At 71.3% G+C, this 15,642-nt stretch carries 15 protein-coding genes; 9 read left to right on the forward strand and 6 right to left on the reverse strand.

All coding sequences use genetic code 11. The features are described from left to right. Positions 1–232 precede the first annotated feature (232 nt). Together AC069T_RS13995 and miaB are read right to left on the reverse strand one after the other, a co-directional pair. Complete coding sequence (locus tag AC069T_RS13995) at positions 233–952, reverse strand: class III extradiol dioxygenase subunit B-like domain-containing protein (protein ID WP_478782959.1); 720 nt, start codon at positions 950–952, stop codon at positions 233–235. Between the two features lie 133 nt (positions 953–1,085). Beyond that, positions 1,086–2,612, reverse strand: coding sequence for a tRNA (N6-isopentenyl adenosine(37)-C2)-methylthiotransferase MiaB (miaB, locus tag AC069T_RS14000; RefSeq protein WP_478782960.1), 1,527 nt, complete (start codon positions 2,610–2,612; stop codon positions 1,086–1,088). 164 nt (positions 2,613–2,776) lie between these two features. Between miaB and AC069T_RS14005 the strand changes: the two genes are divergently transcribed. Next, a complete protein-coding gene (locus AC069T_RS14005; protein WP_478782961.1) occupies positions 2,777–3,775 on the forward strand; it encodes a TAXI family TRAP transporter solute-binding subunit in 999 nt (332 codons plus the stop codon). A gap of 71 nt (positions 3,776–3,846) precedes the next feature. On the opposite strand, the gene AC069T_RS14010 is transcribed toward AC069T_RS14005, so the two are convergent. Further along, a complete protein-coding gene (locus tag AC069T_RS14010; RefSeq protein ID WP_478782962.1) occupies positions 3,847–5,256 on the reverse strand; it encodes a sensor histidine kinase in 1,410 nt (469 codons plus the stop codon). A 9-nt stretch (positions 5,257–5,265) separates the two neighbouring features. Continuing rightward, positions 5,266–5,952 (reverse strand): response regulator transcription factor, encoded by a 687-nt coding sequence (locus AC069T_RS14015; protein WP_478782963.1) that lies wholly within the window; start codon positions 5,950–5,952, stop codon positions 5,266–5,268. A gap of 284 nt (positions 5,953–6,236) precedes the next feature. On the opposite strand from AC069T_RS14015, the gene AC069T_RS14020 reads away from it, so the two are divergent. The 8 genes from AC069T_RS14020 (at position 6,237) to AC069T_RS14055 (ending at position 13,376) form a co-directional block, all read left to right on the forward strand. Beyond that, entirely contained in the window at positions 6,237–7,013 is a 777-nt protein-coding gene (locus AC069T_RS14020) for an amino acid ABC transporter ATP-binding protein (protein ID WP_478782964.1), read from the forward strand. 56 nt (positions 7,014–7,069) lie between these two features. After that, the gene (locus tag AC069T_RS14025) at positions 7,070–7,912 is read left to right on the forward strand and encodes a glutamate ABC transporter substrate-binding protein (protein WP_478782965.1); all 843 of its coding nucleotides are present in this window, start codon (positions 7,070–7,072) and stop codon (positions 7,910–7,912) included. A 114-nt stretch (positions 7,913–8,026) separates the two neighbouring features. Further along, a complete protein-coding gene (locus tag AC069T_RS14030) occupies positions 8,027–8,695 on the forward strand; it encodes an amino acid ABC transporter permease (protein ID WP_358851435.1) in 669 nt (222 codons plus the stop codon). Continuing rightward, positions 8,692–9,594, forward strand: a complete 903-nt coding sequence (locus tag AC069T_RS14035; protein WP_478782966.1) for an amino acid ABC transporter permease — start codon at positions 8,692–8,694, stop codon at positions 9,592–9,594. Before AC069T_RS14030 ends, AC069T_RS14035 begins: the two co-directional genes overlap by 4 nt. 418 nt (positions 9,595–10,012) lie before the next feature. Continuing rightward, positions 10,013–11,857, forward strand: a complete 1,845-nt coding sequence (locus AC069T_RS14040) for an FAD-dependent monooxygenase (protein WP_478782967.1) — start codon at positions 10,013–10,015, stop codon at positions 11,855–11,857. Between the two features lie 380 nt (positions 11,858–12,237). After that, the gene (locus tag AC069T_RS14045) at positions 12,238–12,309 is read left to right on the forward strand and encodes a putative leader peptide (protein ID WP_311710492.1); all 72 of its coding nucleotides are present in this window, start codon (positions 12,238–12,240) and stop codon (positions 12,307–12,309) included. Between the two features lie 75 nt (positions 12,310–12,384). Continuing rightward, positions 12,385–12,912 carry a cupin domain-containing protein gene (locus AC069T_RS14050; RefSeq protein WP_478782968.1) on the forward strand — a complete coding sequence of 176 codons (528 nt, stop codon included), beginning with the start codon at positions 12,385–12,387 and terminating at the stop codon, positions 12,910–12,912. After that, complete coding sequence (locus AC069T_RS14055; protein ID WP_478782969.1) at positions 12,909–13,376, forward strand: rhodanese-like domain-containing protein; 468 nt, start codon at positions 12,909–12,911, stop codon at positions 13,374–13,376. Before AC069T_RS14050 ends, AC069T_RS14055 begins: the two co-directional genes overlap by 4 nt. A 242-nt stretch (positions 13,377–13,618) precedes the next feature. On the opposite strand, the gene recX is transcribed toward AC069T_RS14055, so the two are convergent. Beyond that, a complete protein-coding gene (gene recX / locus AC069T_RS14060) occupies positions 13,619–14,497 on the reverse strand; it encodes a recombination regulator RecX (RefSeq protein ID WP_478782970.1) in 879 nt (292 codons plus the stop codon). A 3-nt stretch (positions 14,498–14,500) separates the two neighbouring features. Further along, entirely contained in the window at positions 14,501–15,622 is a 1,122-nt protein-coding gene (gene recA / locus AC069T_RS14065) for a recombinase RecA (protein ID WP_478782971.1), read from the reverse strand. Positions 15,623–15,642 lie beyond the last annotated feature (20 nt).

The raw sequence follows: 15,642 nt of genomic DNA on the forward strand, positions 1-15,642 counted from the left end.
TACACCCCCCCCCCCCCCCCCCCCCCCCCCCCCCCCCCCCCCCCCCCCCCCCCCCCCCCCCCCCCCCCCCCCCCCCCCCCCCCCCCCCCCCCCGCGCTGCGAGCCGTCGCCCCGCTCAGCAGGCACCGCCTCGCGTGCGTCCGCCTCGCGTGCGTCCGCCTCGCGTGCGTCCGCCTCGCGTGCGTCCGCCTCCGCCGGGACACACAAACGCGCCACCTGGCGCGCCGACCCCTCACGACCAGGCGGCCACCAGGTATCCGACTCCGTAGGGAGCGTCGTCGTACAGGAGGGCGCCGCCCAGGCCCGCCTCCTCGGCCGCGCCCGCAAGGACCTGCCAGGGTGCGCGCCCGGACGCCTTGAGCTCGTACGCGAGCTCGGCGTCCAGCGTCTTGAGGCCCGCCACGTCGGCAGCGGCCAGCGCGCGGGCGACCTCCGCGTCGAAGCCGGCGGCGCGCTCGTCGAGATAGCCCGGCGCCTTGAGCGTCCGGCACGCGCTGCCGTCGCCCATGACCAGCAGCGCCACCCGGTCCGCCCGGGCACCGATGTCCCGCCCGGCCTGGAAGCACCGCTCGGCCGCCAGTGGTTCCCCCACGCCGAGGCCTTCCAGCGGGGCGTCCGCCCAGCCCGTGCGGTCCAGCAGCCAGGCGGCGACGGCGAGCGACGGCGGCAGCTCCCGCTCCGTCCCGCCCGGGCCCGGCCCGCCTCCCCCGAGGCGCACGTGCAGGTCCACACCGAACCCGCGGAAGGATCCCGGCGTACCCGCCGGATACGGCCCGCGCGCGCTCTGCCCGGCCGGTCCGACGACGACGAGCAGATCGGGGCGCGCGGCGGCGAGTACGCCCAGCGCATCCGTGCACGCTGCGCGCGCGGCGTCCAGCTCGGGTGCCGCGCCCGAGGCGACCGGGGGCACCAGCAGCGGCGGACAGGGGCAGGCAGCGGCGGCAACAAGCATGATCGGCAGCGTACGCCTTCAGTGACCGGTGGGCGCCGAGTCCCGTAGGGGCTGTGTGCGCCGACGTCGGCCGGGCTGTGCTCGGGGGAAGGACCGCGCCCGGTGGACCCTCCCCGTCGTTCCTTCGTCCCCGTCAGTCGCGGGTGCACCCGCTGCCCGTGGCCACGGGCAGCGGAGCCGGAACGCCAATCTTCGGCAGGCCCAGCAGCACGCCCGCCGGCTTGGCGGCCCCGGCGGCGCTGCGCTTCTCCCAGGCGTCCCCCGAGCGCGTGCGCCGGACGTCCAGGACGGCGCCCTCGGCGAGCAGGTGGTGCGGGGCGGCGTACGTGATCTCGACGGTGACCACGTCACCGGGGCGCACGTCCTGGTCGGGCTTGGTGAAGTGCACCAGACGGTTGTCGGGGGCGCGGCCGGAGAGGCGGTGCGTGGCGCCGTCCTTGCGGCCCTCGCCCTCGGCGACCATCAGCTCCAGCGTGCGGCCGACCTGCTTCTTGTTCTCGTCCCAGGAGATCTCCTCCTGGAGGGCGACGAGACGCTCGTAGCGCGCCTGGACGACCTCCTTGGGGATCTGCCCCTCCATGGTGGCCGCAGGGGTGCCCGGGCGCTTGGAGTACTGGAAGGTGAACGCCTGCGCGAAGCGGGCCTCGCGCACGGCGTGCAGGGTCTGCTCGAAGTCCTCCTCGGTCTCGCCGGGGAAGCCCACGATGATGTCGGTGGTGATCGCCGCGTGCGGGATGGCGGCCCGCACCTTGCCGATGATCCCGAGGAAGCGCTCCTGCCGGTACGAGCGGCGCATCGCCTTCAGGACCGTGTCCGAGCCGGACTGCATCGGCATGTGCAGCTGCGGCATCACATTCGGCGTCTCGGCCATGGCCGCGATGACGTCGTCGGTGAAGTCCCGCGGGTGCGGCGAGGTGAAGCGCACGCGCTCCAGGCCGTCGATCTTCCCGCAGGCCCGCAGCAGCTTGCTGAACGCCTCGCGGTCGCCGATGTCGGAGCCGTAGGCGTTCACGTTCTGCCCGAGGAGCGTGATCTCGGAGACGCCCTCCGCGACCAGCGCCTCGATCTCCGCGAGGATGTCGCCGGTGCGGCGGTCCTTCTCCTTGCCGCGCAGCGCCGGGACGATGCAGAAGGTGCAGGTGTTGTTGCACCCGACGGAGATCGACACCCACGCGGCGTACGCGCTCTCGCGGCGGGTCGGCAGCGTGGAGGGGAACGCCTCCAGCGACTCGGCGATCTCGACCTGCGCCTCCTCCTGGACGCGGGCGCGCTCCAGCAGGACGGGCAGCTTGCCGATGTTGTGCGTGCCGAAGACGACGTCCACCCAGGGCGCCTTCTTCACGATGGTGTCGCGGTCCTTCTGCGCGAGACAGCCGCCGACGGCGATCTGCATCCCGGGGCGCTTCGTCTTCATCGGGGCGAGGCGGCCGAGGTTGCCGTAGAGCCGGTTGTCGGCGTTCTCACGGACCGCGCAGGTGTTGAAGACGACGACGTCCGCGTCACCGTCCGAGCCCTCGGGCGCCCGGACGTACCCGGCGCCCTCCAGCAGTCCGGCGAGCCGCTCGGAGTCGTGGACGTTCATCTGGCACCCGTAGGTGCGTACTTCGTAGGTCTTCGATTCCTGAACGTCCACTGCCTGGCTCCGGTCGCTGCTGCTCATGTGACAAGGGTAGGCGGTGCCCGGAGTGCCTCCGGTCCGGCTGCGTCCCGGCGGCCGTCAGGCCGGGTGGCCGCGGTCCGCCGGGGCCCGTCCGGGCTGCGCCGGGACGGACCGGCCGCCTCGTGCCTGGCCACCACGGCGTCCGGGCTGGCAGGATCGCGCGCATGTTCCAGGCACTCGCGCGTACCGGCAGACGGCCCGCCCTGCTCGGCTCGGCGGCCGCTCTCGTGGCCCTCGGGCTGCTGCTGTGGTGGCTGCTCCCGCTGGGCGAGGAGTCGCCGGGCGGGCGGATCGACTTCAGCACGGGAACACCGACCGGGGTCTACCAGACGTACGGGGACCTCCTCCGGCAGGCGGCCGCGAAGGACATGCCCGACCTGGAGATGACGCTGCGGAACAGCGACGGGTCGCAGGACAACGTGGAGCGGGTCGCGACGGGCGAGGCCGACTTCAGCATCGCCGCGGCCGACGCCGTGCAGACGTACATCGACCGGAAGGGGAAGGGCGCGGCCGGGCTGCGCGGCTGCGCCCGGCTCTACGACGACTACGTGCACCTTGTGGTCCCGCTGCGCTCGTCCGTGCAGTCGGTGGCGGACCTGAAGGGCAGGCGGGTTGCGGTGGGGCCGGACGGTTCCGGCGTGCGGCTCATCGCGGACCATGTGCTGGAGGCGGCCGGCCTGGACCCGCGCAAGGACATCGAGCCGCTGCCGGACGGCATAAAGACCATGCCCCAGCAGCTCGAGAAGCACCGCATCGACGCCTTCTTCTGGTCCGGAGGGCTTCCGACGAGCGCGGTGACCACGCTGTCGGACCGCCTCGACATCCGGCTGGTCCCGATCGACGGCCGCGTCGTCGAGAACCTCCAGGCCGAGAGCGGCGCGCCCCGCCACTACCGGGCGGCGGTCATGCCCGCCACGGCCTACCCCAAGGCGCAGCGCGGTTCCCCGGTGCCGACGGTGGCGGTGGCGAACCTCCTCATCACCCGGGAGGACATGGACACGGAACTCACCGAGGAACTGACCCGCACCGTGATCGACAGCCGTGACTCCATCGGTCTGGAGGTGCACGCGGCACAGCTGGTGGACCTGCGCACGGCCCTGTACACCGACCCGCTCGAACTGCACGAGGGAGCACAGCGCTACTACCGCTCGGTGAAGCCGTAGGGCTCTGCCGCCCGGTGAAGCCGTGGCGCTCTGCCGCCCGGTGAAGCCGTACGGCTCCGGAATCCCGGCTGTCAGGAGGCCGGTCGGGTCCGCGGCACCGTCACCGTCACCCGGAGCCCGTGCGGCTCGTGACGGGCGTACGCGATCGAGCCGCCGCCCGCCGACAGCAGCGCCCGCGAGATGGACAGGCCAAGGCCCGAGCCCTTGATGTTCTGATGCCCGGCGCTGCGCCAGAAGCGGTCTCCGACGCGGGCGAGTTCCTCGTCGGTCAGACCCGGGCCGGCGTCGGTGACGGTCACCTTCGACATCCTGCCGTTCGACTCCACCACCACCTCGACGCCCGCGCCCTCGGGGGTGAACTTCAGCGCGTTGTCGATCACCGCGTCCAGGGCGCTGGACAGGGCGATCGGGTCGGCCCAGGCGGTGGTGGCCGGGCAGGTGCCGGTCAGCCGCACCCCCTTGCTGTCGGCGACCGGCCCCCAGGCCGCCACCCGCTCGGCCGCAAGCTCACCGATGTCCGTGAGACACAGGTCGGCCTCGGCGTGCTCGGCGAGCGCCAGGTCGAGGAGGTCGTCCAGGACCTGGGCCAGGCGCTTGCCCTCGGTACGGACCGAGGCGATCTCCTCGTTGCCCTCGGGCAGTTCGAGAGCGAGCAGCTCGATGCGCAGCAGCAACGCCGAGAGCGGGTTGCGCAGTTGGTGCGAGGCGTCGGCGACGAAGGCGCGCTGCTGCTCCAGGACGTCCTCGACGTTGTCGGCCATCTCGTTGAACGACCGGGCCAGGCGCCTGAGTTCCGGCGGTCCCCCGGCCGCCGCCACCCGGGACTTCAGCCGTCCGGTGGCGATGTCGTGGGTGGTGGCGTCCAGGATCCGTACGGGCTTGAGGACCCAGCCGGTCAGGCGCAGCGCGGCGCCGAGGGCGAGGAGCATGGCGGCGATCTCGCCCGCGCCGATCAGGAGCCAGCCGCGCAGCGTCCTCGAACGCAGCTGCCCGGTGGGCGAGTCGGTGACGACGACCGCGATGACGTCGCCGTCCCGGATGACGGGGGACGCGACGACGAGCCGGCGGCGCTGCCACGGCCAGACCTGCTCGGGGTCGTGGCTGCGGCGTCCGAGGAACGCCTCGTCGAACGCGTCGCGGCCCTCACCCTCCTCGGGCACGTACCAGCTCTCCGGGGCGTTGGCCATGGGCGCTTCGTCGTTGCGGTAGAAGACGCCCGCCTTGATGCCGTACACGTCGTTGTACGTTTTGAGTTCCCTGCCGAGGATCTCGCGGCGCTCGTCGTAGGAGACGACCCGGGAGCCGGTGGGGCGGTCGGTCACGAACTGCGCGAGGGCCGCGAAACGGGCGGTGTCGTCGATGCGGTCGACGACCACCTTCTGCTGCTGGGCGGCCGCCACACTCACGGCCAGCGGGATGCCGAGCGCGAGCAGCACGGCGGCCATCAGGACGATGAGCAGCGGGAGGAGGCGAGTGCGCACCGGTGCACGCTACGACGCGGGAGCGACGAGCCGGTACCCGACTCCGCGCACGGTCTCGATCAGCGCCGGCATGCGCAGCTTGGCACGGAGGGACGCGACGTGCACCTCCAGGGTGCGCCCGGTCCCCTCCCAGCTGGTGCGCCACACCTCGCTGATGATCTGCTCGCGGCGGAAGACCACTCCGGGGCGCTGGGCCAGCAGCGCGAGCAGGTCGAACTCCTTGCGGGTCAGCTGGACGACCGAGCCGTCGACGCTCACCTGGCGGGTGGGGAGTTCGATGCGTACGGCGCCGAGGCGCAGGGCGCTCGCGCCGGTGACCGAGGCGTCCTCGGGGACGGTGCGCCGGGCGACCGCGTGGATACGGGCCAGCAGTTCACCGGTGTCGTACGGCTTGACCACGTAGTCGTCGGCGCCGAGGTTGAGGCCGTGGATCCGGGACCGCACGTCGGCACGGGCGGTGACCATGATCACCGGGGTGCTGGTGCGCTTGCGGATCTTGCCGCAGACCTCGTAGCCGTCCTGGTCGGGCAGGCCCAGGTCGAGCAGGACCACGCCGAATCCGGGGCCCTCCGGGACCAGCGCCTGCAGGGCTTCCTCGCCGCTGCGGGCGTGCGTGACGTGGAAGCCGTGCCGTGCCAGGACGGCGGACAGGGCGGCGGCGACGTGGTTGTCGTCCTCGACGAGGAGCAATCTCATCTTCCGGCCCCCTCCGGTTCATCGGTCGTACGGTCCCAGCTCGGTCGGTGGGCACACGCGTGTGCACCCTGGCAGTCACGCCGATGGACGACGACGACGTCAAGGGAGTTCCGGTCGTGGGAGGCTTCCGTTACCCAGCCGGTACGCGCTCCGCCTGCCGCCGTCACTCCTGGTGCCCGGACGCTACCGGATCGTTATGCTCAATTTCCCCTCAGATGTAATGACGCTGGTCGCGCGGGGTCACTACTGTCCACCGAAACCGAGGAGGACGGAGCCCCAGAGCGATGACCGAAGTATCGGTGGCCAAGGACGCCGTGGCCGGGACCGACGACCTGGTCGTCCTGAAGAGCGTCAACAAGCACTTCGGCGCGTTGCACGTGCTCCAGGACATCGACCTGACGATCGCCCGTGGCGAGGTCGTCGTGGTCATCGGGCCCTCCGGGTCCGGGAAGTCCACCCTGTGCCGCACCATCAACCGCCTGGAGACGATCGACTCGGGCGACATCGCGATCGACGGCAAGCCGCTGCCCCAGGAGGGCAAGGCTCTCGCCCGGCTGCGTGCCGACGTGGGCATGGTCTTCCAGTCCTTCAACCTCTTCGCGCACAAGACCGTGCTCGAGAACGTGATGCTGGGTCAGATCAAGGTCCGCAAGGCCGACAGAAAGGTCGCCGAGAAGAAGGCCCGCGGGCTGCTCGACCGCGTCGGCGTGGGCACGCAGGCGGACAAGTACCCCGCCCAGCTCTCCGGCGGCCAGCAGCAGCGGGTCGCGATCGCGCGGGCGCTGGCGATGGACCCGAAGGTCATGCTCTTCGACGAGCCGACCTCGGCACTCGACCCCGAGATGATCAACGAGGTCCTGGAGGTCATGCAGCAGCTCGCGCGGGACGGCATGACCATGGTCGTCGTCACCCACGAGATGGGCTTCGCTCGTTCGGCTGCCAACCGAGTGGTGTTCATGGCCGACGGGCGCATCGTCGAAGAGGCTGTGCCGGACCAGTTCTTCAGCAACCCCCGCAGCGACCGGGCCAAGGACTTCCTGTCGAAGATCCTGCACCACTGACGGCCCGCATCTTCCCGTCACCGCCGCATCTCTTCATCACTCAAAGGATGTTCCACATGAAGCTCCGCAAGGTCACCGCCGCCTCGGCCGCCGTGCTCGCTCTCGCCCTGTCCGCCACCGCGTGCGGCGGCGACGACAAGGACGACAGCGGCTCGGGCTCCGGCGGCGGCGGCACGATCAAGATCGGCATCAAGTACGACCAGCCGGGCCTGGGCCTGAAGGAGCCGGACGGGTCCTTCTCCGGCTTCGACGTGGACGTCGCCACCTACGTGGCCAAGGAGCTCGGCTACAAGGACGACAAGATCGAGTTCGTCGAGACCAAGAGCGCCGACCGCGAGAACGCGCTGGCCCGCGGCGACGTCAAGTTCATCGCGGCCACCTACTCGATCAACGACGAGCGCAAGCAGAAGGTCGACTTCGCCGGCCCCTACCTGCTGGCCCACCAGGACCTGCTGCTCAAGGCTGACTCCAAGATCACCAAGGGTACGGACCTCAACGGCAAGAAGCTGTGTTCCGTGACCGGGTCCACCTCGGCGCAGAACGTCCAGAAGACCATTGCGCCGAAGGCCCAGCTGCAGCAGCGCGGCGGTTACTCGGAGTGCATCGCCGGCCTGCAGAGCGGTGCCGTGGACGCGGTGACGACCGACGACTCGATCCTCGCGGGCTTCGCCGCGCAGGACAAGTACAAGGGCCAGTTCAAGCTCGCGGGCCTCAAGCTCAGCAACGAGAACTACGGCATCGGCATCAAGAAGGGCGACGCCGCGACCGAGAAGAAGATCAACGACGCTCTCGAGAAGATGGTCAGCAGCGGCGCCTGGGAGAAGGCCGTGAAGGCGAACTTCGGTCCGGCCAACTACAAGAACGAGCAGGCCCCGAAGATCGGCGTCGTCGTCAAGTAACGCAGGTCACGCAGGGTTTCTGCAGGCGCGCCGCCGCCCGCCGCGATCACGGCGGCGGCGCGCCGCGCCCGCCCCGTAGCCACGTACTCCACACACCCGGAAGCGCGGGAGATCGTGTTCGACTTTCTTGAAGGTTACGACGTCCTCGGGGCGTTCTGGATGACGGTGAAACTCACCGCCCTCTCCGCCGTGGGCTCCCTGGTCTGGGGCACCCTGCTCGCCGCGATGCGGGTCAGTCCGGTCCCGTTGATGCGTGGGTTCGGCACCGCCTACGTGAACATCGTCCGGAACATCCCGCTGACCGTCATCATCGTCTTCACCTCACTGGGCCTCGCCGACATCTTCGGTATGACGATGGGCGTGCCCGACGACTTCGATGCCCTGAGCTTCCGGCTGGCGGTGCTCGGACTGGTCGCGTACACCGCGTGCTTCGTCTGCGAGGCGATCCGCTCCGGCATCAACACCGTGCCCGTCGGGCAGGCCGAGGCCGCCCGCGCCATCGGTCTGAGCTTCAGCCAGGTGCTGTGGTACATCGTCCTGCCGCAGGCCTTCCGCTCGGTGATCGGCCCCCTGGCGAACGTCCTGATCGCGCTCACCAAGAACACCACCGTGGCCGCCGCCATCGGCGTCGCCGAGGCAGCTCTCCTGATGAAGAAGATGATCGAGAACGAGGCCCAGACACTCGCCATCGGCGCGGTCTTCGCGCTCGGTTTCGTCCTATTGACCCTGCCCACCGGTCTCATCCTGGGCTGGCTGAGCAAGCGACTGGCGGTGAAGCGATGACCTCCGTCCTCTACGACGCTCCCGGCCCCCGCGCCAAGCGGCGCAACGTGATCTTCTCGGTGGTCTTCTTCGTTCTCCTCGCCCTGGTCCTGTGGTGGATCTGGGTGACCATGAGCGACAAGGGCCAGCTGAAGTGGTCGCTGTGGGAGCCGTTCACCACGTCCCAGGCCTGGACGACCTATCTGCTGCCGGGTCTGGCGAACACCCTGAAGGCCGCGGCGCTGGCCATGGTCATCGCTCTTCCGCTGGGCGCGTTCTTCGGTATCGCCCGCCTGTCCGACCACCGGTGGGTACGCATCCCCGCCGGTGCGGTGGTGGAGTTCTTCCGCTCCATCCCGGTGCTGCTGCTGATGCTCTTCGTCTACGAGCTCTACGTCCGCTCCGCGGGCATCAGCAGCGAGGACCGGCCGCTCTACGCGGTGGTCACCGGCCTGGTGCTCTACAACGCCTCGGTGCTCGCCGAGATCGTCCGGGCCGGCATCCTCTCCCTGCCCAAGGGACAGTCGGAGGCCGCCATGGCGGTCGGCCTGCGCAAGAGCCAGACGATGACCAGCATCCTGCTTCCGCAGGCCGTCACCGCGATGCTGCCGGCCATCGTCAGCCAGCTCGTCGTCATCGTGAAGGACACCGCGCTTGGCGGTGTGATGATCGGATTCACCGAGCTGCTCAACTCGCGCGCGACGCTGGCTGCCAACTACGCCAACGTCATCCCGAGTTTCATCGTGGTGGCCATCATCTACATCGTGCTGAACTTCATCCTCACCACCTTCGCCGGCTGGCTGGAGGGCAGGCTGCGGCACAGCAAGAAGGGCACGGGCGCGGTTCTCGGGGCCAAGGACGTGGACGAGCTCAACGCCGCCGAGGTGGGCGGCGGTTTCGGGACCGGCGCTTCCGCCTGATCGGACGGACGGATCTCCGGGCGGCCGGCGGCGCCATCACGACGCCTGCCCACCGTCGCCCGGAGTTCCGCGTTCGCCGTCAAGAGATGTCCGTGCGGGCGCATCCGGCCTGTCGGCAGCCGTCAAGAGATGTCCCTGCGGACACATCCGGCCTCTCGGCAGTCGGCGTGAGAGAGCCCCGGGACAACCGTCCAGCCGAAGGCCGCCATACGTCACGTGCCGCAGCGGAACCGTTGCGGCACGCCGACTCGGCCTCGATCACGTCATCGCGTGCCGACCGGCCGGGGAGCCACCGCCTCCGTCACTTGACGCAAGCACCGGCAATGGGTTGCATACGTTCTGTGATCGTGCACCCCGCTCCAACTGCCTGTTTCCGTACGTCGTCGAGGACACCGCTCCGGGCAGGGGGCACCGCGTCATGGACCCGGTGATCATCGTCGGCGCGGGGCCCGTGGGGCTTGCGCTCGCCCTGGCGCTGGCCCGCCACGAAGTCCCCTCCGTGGTCCTCGACGAAGGCCCGGGCAAGGACGCACAGCGGTTGGCACGCACCGTCGTACTGCGCGAGGACACCGCCGCGCTCGTCGACCGGCTGACCGGGTTCCCGCTGGACGCGGACGGCTTCCGTTGGGCCGGATGGCGGTCGATGCGGCGCAAGCAGGTGATGCGCGAGATCAGTTTCGACGGGGACGGCAGGGTGATGCCGGGAAGCGCCGCCCGGAGCCCCGGCGGTGCCGAAGTCCCGGCGCCGGGGCCGGTTTCAGCGCGAAGTGCCGACGGCTTCGGTGGCTTCGGCGGTGCACAGGAGGCAGGCGGCGCGGGAGGCTTGGGCGCGCGGCCGCCCGGCGGCGCGGGAGGCTTCGGCGGCGCGCAGCTGCTCGGCGGCACCGAACTGTTCGCCCCGCTGCACATCGCACAGCACGTCCTGACCGCCGCCCTGCGCGAGGCCGTCGCGGGCGAGCCGCTCATCAAGGTCGCCGTGAACAGCCGGCTGGACGCCGTCGAGCAGGACACGTCAGGAGTCACCGCCCACACCCGCGGCCCCCACGGCACCTGGTGGCGCGGCAGTCACCTCGTCGGCTGCGACGGCCCGCGCTCGACCGTCCGCAAGCTCCAGGACATCCGCTTCCCGGGCCGTACGGCCGTGGAGCGGCACGCCGTCGCCGCGCTGCGCACGGAGCTTCCCTGGCCCGGGGAGGCGGTCCTGCACCGGATGCCCCCGTGGCGGACGTCGGGTCCCTCGGCGGGCGAGGTGACCGGACGTCCCCTCCCGGACGGGGTGTGGCGGCTGGACTGGCTGCTGCCGCCCGGGAAGGACCTGGTCACCCCCGAACTGCTGGTGGCCCGCATCAGGGAGACCCTCGGCGGCTGGAGCGGCGGCTCCCCACCGCCGTACGAGCTGCTCGACACCGGCGTCCACACCGTCCACCACCGTCTCGCCCGCCGGTGGCGCGTCGGCCGGGTCTTCCTCGCCGGGGACGCCGCGCACCTCCTCGGCGCGCTGGGCACCCAGGGCCTGGACGAAGGCCTGCGGGACGCCGACAATCTCGCCTGGAAGCTCGCGCTGGCCTGGCATCACGGACCGCACGAGGCGCTGCTCGACAGCTATCAGGCGGAACGCCGCGCCGTCGTGGCCGCCCGGCTGCGCGCCGCCGACCAGGCACTTCCGGTCCTGCGCGGGGGCGGTGGACTGCGTTCGTACGTCCCCGGGTCGGCCCGCGGACACGACGCGCTGCTCACCGACGGTCACCTGGGGCGCGGACCTCTGGGTGCGCCGGGAACGTATGACGATTCGCCGCTCGCGCCTCCGCACGCCGAGGCGACGGCCGCGGTGGCCACGGCGCCGGGCGCGCCCGTGACCGATGTCCGGGTGACCGCGGAGGACGGTTCCTTCGTGCGGCTGCGGGACCGGCTGGGGCGCGCGGTCCTGCTGGTGGTGCTGATCGCGCCGGGAACGGGCGTGTGGGAGCGCAAGCACTGGGTGTCGGCCGGGATCATGCCCCGGCTCGCGGCCGCCGTCACGGCGCTGCCGCATCCTGCCGAGCTGCTGGTCGCGGAGAGTTATCCGGGCGCGGCCGCGCACACCGTGCTGCTGGTCCGTCCGGACGGCCACCTGGTCACGGCCCTGAGCGGGGTCCGCCCTGCCGACCTCTACGCGGCCGCGGAGGCGACCCTGGGCGGGCCGGCGAAGACCGGAGCCGATGCCGATGCCGATGCGGATGCCGATGTGGAGGCGACGGCGGAGGCGGCGGCCAGCCGGCGCTGAACCCGGGCTCGGGCAGTTCGAGCAGGGCTCGGGCCAGGCTCGGATCGCGCTCGGGCCGGGTTCGGGCCGGGCTCGGGCCGGGCTCGGGCCGGCTTCGGGTCGCGCTCGGGCCGGGTTCGGGCCGGTTCGATCTGGGTTCTGGCCGGGGTTGGGCCGGGTCGGGTTCGATCAGGGTTCTGGCCGGGCTCAGGCGGGGTGTTGGCCGGGCTCGGGCAGGGTTCGAGTCCGGGCGGGTGCCCTACTCCCGGTGAGCGTCCGGGCTCGTCCGGGCTCGTCCGGGAACCCTCCGCACCTCCGAGTCGCCGCCCGGTCCACATACTGACAGTGAGTTGAACAGCCCGCCCGGTCATGGTGTACTCGCGAGCGTGACCGACACCTGCGTGCACCTGTGGCGGAGGGTCCATATGGACCTCGTCCGCTATGCGGGCTGCGTGTGTCGTCCGTCCTGCTGAATTCGCCTCGTCTTCCTGCGTGCCCACCGTCCGCGGTGCGGCACGCGCCCACGCGAAAAGCCCAGGACGGTACCCGTGTCTGTGTCACCTTCTGTCTCCGCACCCCCGCACACCCCCACCCAGGCCGAGCTGCTGGACTTCGTGCGCCGCACCGCCGCCGACGCCGCACTGATCGCCTCCCTGCCCCTCGACCCCGAAGGCCGTACCTGGGTGCGCCTCGAGGGCCCCGGCGGCAGCGAGGCCTGGCTGATCGGCTGGCCCCCCGGCACCGGAACCGGCTGGCACGACCACGCCGACTCGGTCGGCGCCTTCCTCACCGCGTCGGGGGCGCTCAAGGAGAACTCACTGGCCGCCCGGCTGCCGACCGACGGCTGGCGGACTCTGGAACTCACCGAAGGCGTGGACCGCGAGCGGCGCCTGACGGCCGGCAAGGGCCGCTCCTTCGGCCGGCACCATGTGCACGAGGTGCTCAACGAGTCCACCGAGGAGCACGCGATCTCCGTCCACGCGTACTATCCGCCCCTGCCGCAGATCCGCCGCTACAGCCGTACGGGCCAGCTGCTGCGCCTCGAGCAGGTCGAACGTCCGGAGGACTGGCAGTGAGCGCGCATCCTGAACGCCCGGTGAGCATCGACGAGTTGCTGGAGCGGGTCCGCGAAGGGCTCGACCGGGTGTCGGCGGAGGAGGCGCACGCTGCCGCCGGGGCGGGCGAGGCACTGCTGGTCGACATCAGGTACGCGGCCCTGCGCGAGCGTGACGGACTGATCCCCGGCGCCCTCGTCGTCGAGCGCAACGAACTGGAGTGGCGTCTCGACCCCCAGGGCAGCCACCGCGCCCCGCAGGCCACGCGCCATGATCTGCGGGTCGTGGTCGTCTGCAACGAGGGCTACGCGTCGAGTCTCGCCGCGGACTCCCTCCGGCATTTGGGACTGCACCGGGCCACCGACCTGGTCGGTGGTTTCCAGGCGTGGAAGGCGGCCGGGTTCCCCGTGACAACCCCCTCGGACGAGGAGACGGCGACATCGTCGGCGGTACCGGCGTCGGAGGCAGGCGTACCGGCGTCCTAGACGGGCGTACCGGCGTCGTACGCGAGGACGGGCGTCCCTGGTCGTAAGGGGGCGCTCGCCTCTGCGTACTGCGTTCCCTGGTGGAGGGTCGGTACGTGGCCGGACCGGCGAGGCAGGCGGCGTCCCCTCGGAGGCGCCTGGGACAGACCGAACCGTCCAGCACCCGGGCTCGGGAACGGGCGGCATCGACCACGCGTCGCCGCGAGCAGGCCGTCCTCCAGTCCCCTCCTCCCCTCGGGAGGTCAGAAGCCCTCGTCCCCCAGTCCCTCCGTGTCCTCGCCCTCTTCTTTCAGCGCCTGTCGGACCACTCGTAGGGCCATCCCCTCGGAGTAGCCCTTGCGGGCGAGCATGCCGGCGAGGCGGCGCAGCCGCTTGTCGCGGTCGAGGCCGCGCGTGGAGCGCAGCTTGCGGTCCACGAGGTCTCGCGCGGTCGTTTCCTCCTGCTCGGGGTCGAGCTGCCCGACGGCCTCGTCGATGAGGGTCGAGTCCACCCCCTTCGTCCTCAGCTCACGCGCGAGTGCCCGCCTGGCCAGCCCTCGGCCGTGGTGCCGGGATTCCACCCAGGCTTCCGCGAAGGCACCGTCGTTGATCAGTCCGACCTCCTCGAACCGGGACAGCACCTCCTCCGCCACGTCATCGGGGATCTCTCGCTTGCGCAACGCGTCCGCGAGCTGCTTTCGCGTGCGCGGGGTCCCGGTGAGCAGGCGCAGACAGATCGCCCGCGCCTGCTCAGCCGGGTCCCGCGGGGGCTCCCCCTGCTCGGCCCTCGACGAGAAAGGGGGGCCTCCGTCCTGGGTGCCGGAGGAGTCGCCGGACGGATCGCCGAAGCCTCCGCGCCGTCGACGGCCACGGCTTGGTCCGCCCCCGCGCGGACCCCCGTCGCCTCCGTACCGGCCACCGCCGCGGCGCGGACCGCCCGACGGCGATCCCCCGCCGTCCGCAGGCTCCGCCCCGTCGCCGGAACCGGCGCCGTACGGCCCGTCACTGCCGTGGTCGTCGCCGTAACCCTTGCGGCCCTTCCACCCGTCGCCGTCCGGGGACGGGGTGCCGTCCCTGGGGGACAGCTGCCCTTCGGGGGCGACGGGTGGGATGTACTCGGCCCAGTCGGTTCGCCGTGTCACGGACTAGCTCTTCGTCGCCGCGGCCTTGGACTTGGCGGTCTTGGCCGCGGGGGCCGGCACCGTCTTCGCGGCGTCGTCCGCAGCGGCCGGGACCACCGCGTCCGCAGCCGGCTCGGCGGGCTTCTCCGGCTTCACACCGACGCCGAGCTTCTCCAGGATCTTCTTCTCGATCTCGTCGGCGAGGTCGGGGTTGTCCTTGAGGAAGTTGCGCGCGTTCTCCTTGCCCTGGCCGAGCTGGTCACCCTCGTACGTGTACCAGGCGCCGGCCTTGCGCACGAAGCCGTTCTCCACGCCCATGTCGATCAGGCCGCCCTCGCGGCTGATGCCGTGCCCGTAGAGGATGTCGAACTCGGCCTGCTTGAAGGGCGGCGCGACCTTGTTCTTGACGACCTTGACGCGGGTGCGGTTGCCGACCGCGTCGGTGCCGTCCTTCAGCGTCTCGATGCGGCGGATGTCGAGACGCACCGAGGCGTAGAACTTCAGCGCCCGGCCACCGGTGGTGGTCTCCGGGGAGCCGAACATCACGCCGATCTTCTCGCGGAGCTGGTTGATGAAGATCGCGGTGGTCTTCGACTGGTTCAGCGCGCTGGTGATCTTCCGGAGGGCCTGGCTCATCAGACGGGCCTGGAGACCCACGTGCGAGTCGCCCATCTCGCCCTCGATCTCCGCGCGCGGCACCAGGGCGGCGACGGAGTCGATGACGATGAGGTCCAGCGCGCCGGAGCGCACCAGCATGTCGACGATCTCGAGGGCCTGCTCACCGTTGTCCGGCTGGGACAGGATGAGGTTGTCGATGTCGACGCCGAGCTTCTTCGCGTACTCCGGGTCGAGGGCGTGCTCCGCGTCCACGAACGCGACCTGGCCGCCGGCCCGCTGCGCGTTGGCCACCGCGTGCAGGGTCAGGGTCGTCTTACCGGAGGACTCCGGTCCGTACACCTCCACCACTCGGCCGCGGGGCAGGCCGCCGACGCCGAGGGCGACGTCGAGCGCGGTCGACCCGGTGGGGATGACCTCGATGGGCTCGTTCGGCCGCTCGCCCAGGCGCATCACCGCGCCCTTGCCGAATTGCCGTTCAATCTGTGCGAGAGCGGCGTCCAACGCCTTCTCGCGGTCGGTTCCTGCCATGGGTTCCACCCGATTTGCTT

This window comes from Streptomyces sp. NPDC043867 (assembly GCF_056435845.1).

Excerpts from the sequence above, each read along its gene's own strand:
- AC069T_RS13995 (WP_478782959.1), bottom strand. The coding sequence starts at position 952 with ATGCTTGTTGCCGCCGCTGCCTGCCCCTGTCCGCCGCTGCTGGTGCCC.
- miaB (WP_478782960.1), bottom strand. The coding sequence starts at position 2,612 with ATGAGCAGCAGCGACCGGAGCCAGGCAGTGGACGTTCAGGAATCGAAG.
- AC069T_RS14005 (WP_478782961.1), top strand. The coding sequence starts at position 2,777 with ATGTTCCAGGCACTCGCGCGTACCGGCAGACGGCCCGCCCTGCTCGGC.
- AC069T_RS14015 (WP_478782963.1), bottom strand. The coding sequence starts at position 5,952 with ATGAGATTGCTCCTCGTCGAGGACGACAACCACGTCGCCGCCGCCCTG.
- AC069T_RS14020 (WP_478782964.1), top strand. The coding sequence starts at position 6,237 with ATGACCGAAGTATCGGTGGCCAAGGACGCCGTGGCCGGGACCGACGAC.
- AC069T_RS14025 (WP_478782965.1), top strand. The coding sequence starts at position 7,070 with ATGAAGCTCCGCAAGGTCACCGCCGCCTCGGCCGCCGTGCTCGCTCTC.
- AC069T_RS14035 (WP_478782966.1), top strand. The coding sequence starts at position 8,692 with ATGACCTCCGTCCTCTACGACGCTCCCGGCCCCCGCGCCAAGCGGCGC.
- AC069T_RS14040 (WP_478782967.1), top strand. The coding sequence starts at position 10,013 with ATGGACCCGGTGATCATCGTCGGCGCGGGGCCCGTGGGGCTTGCGCTC.
- recA (WP_478782971.1), bottom strand. The coding sequence starts at position 15,622 with ATGGCAGGAACCGACCGCGAGAAGGCGTTGGACGCCGCTCTCGCACAG.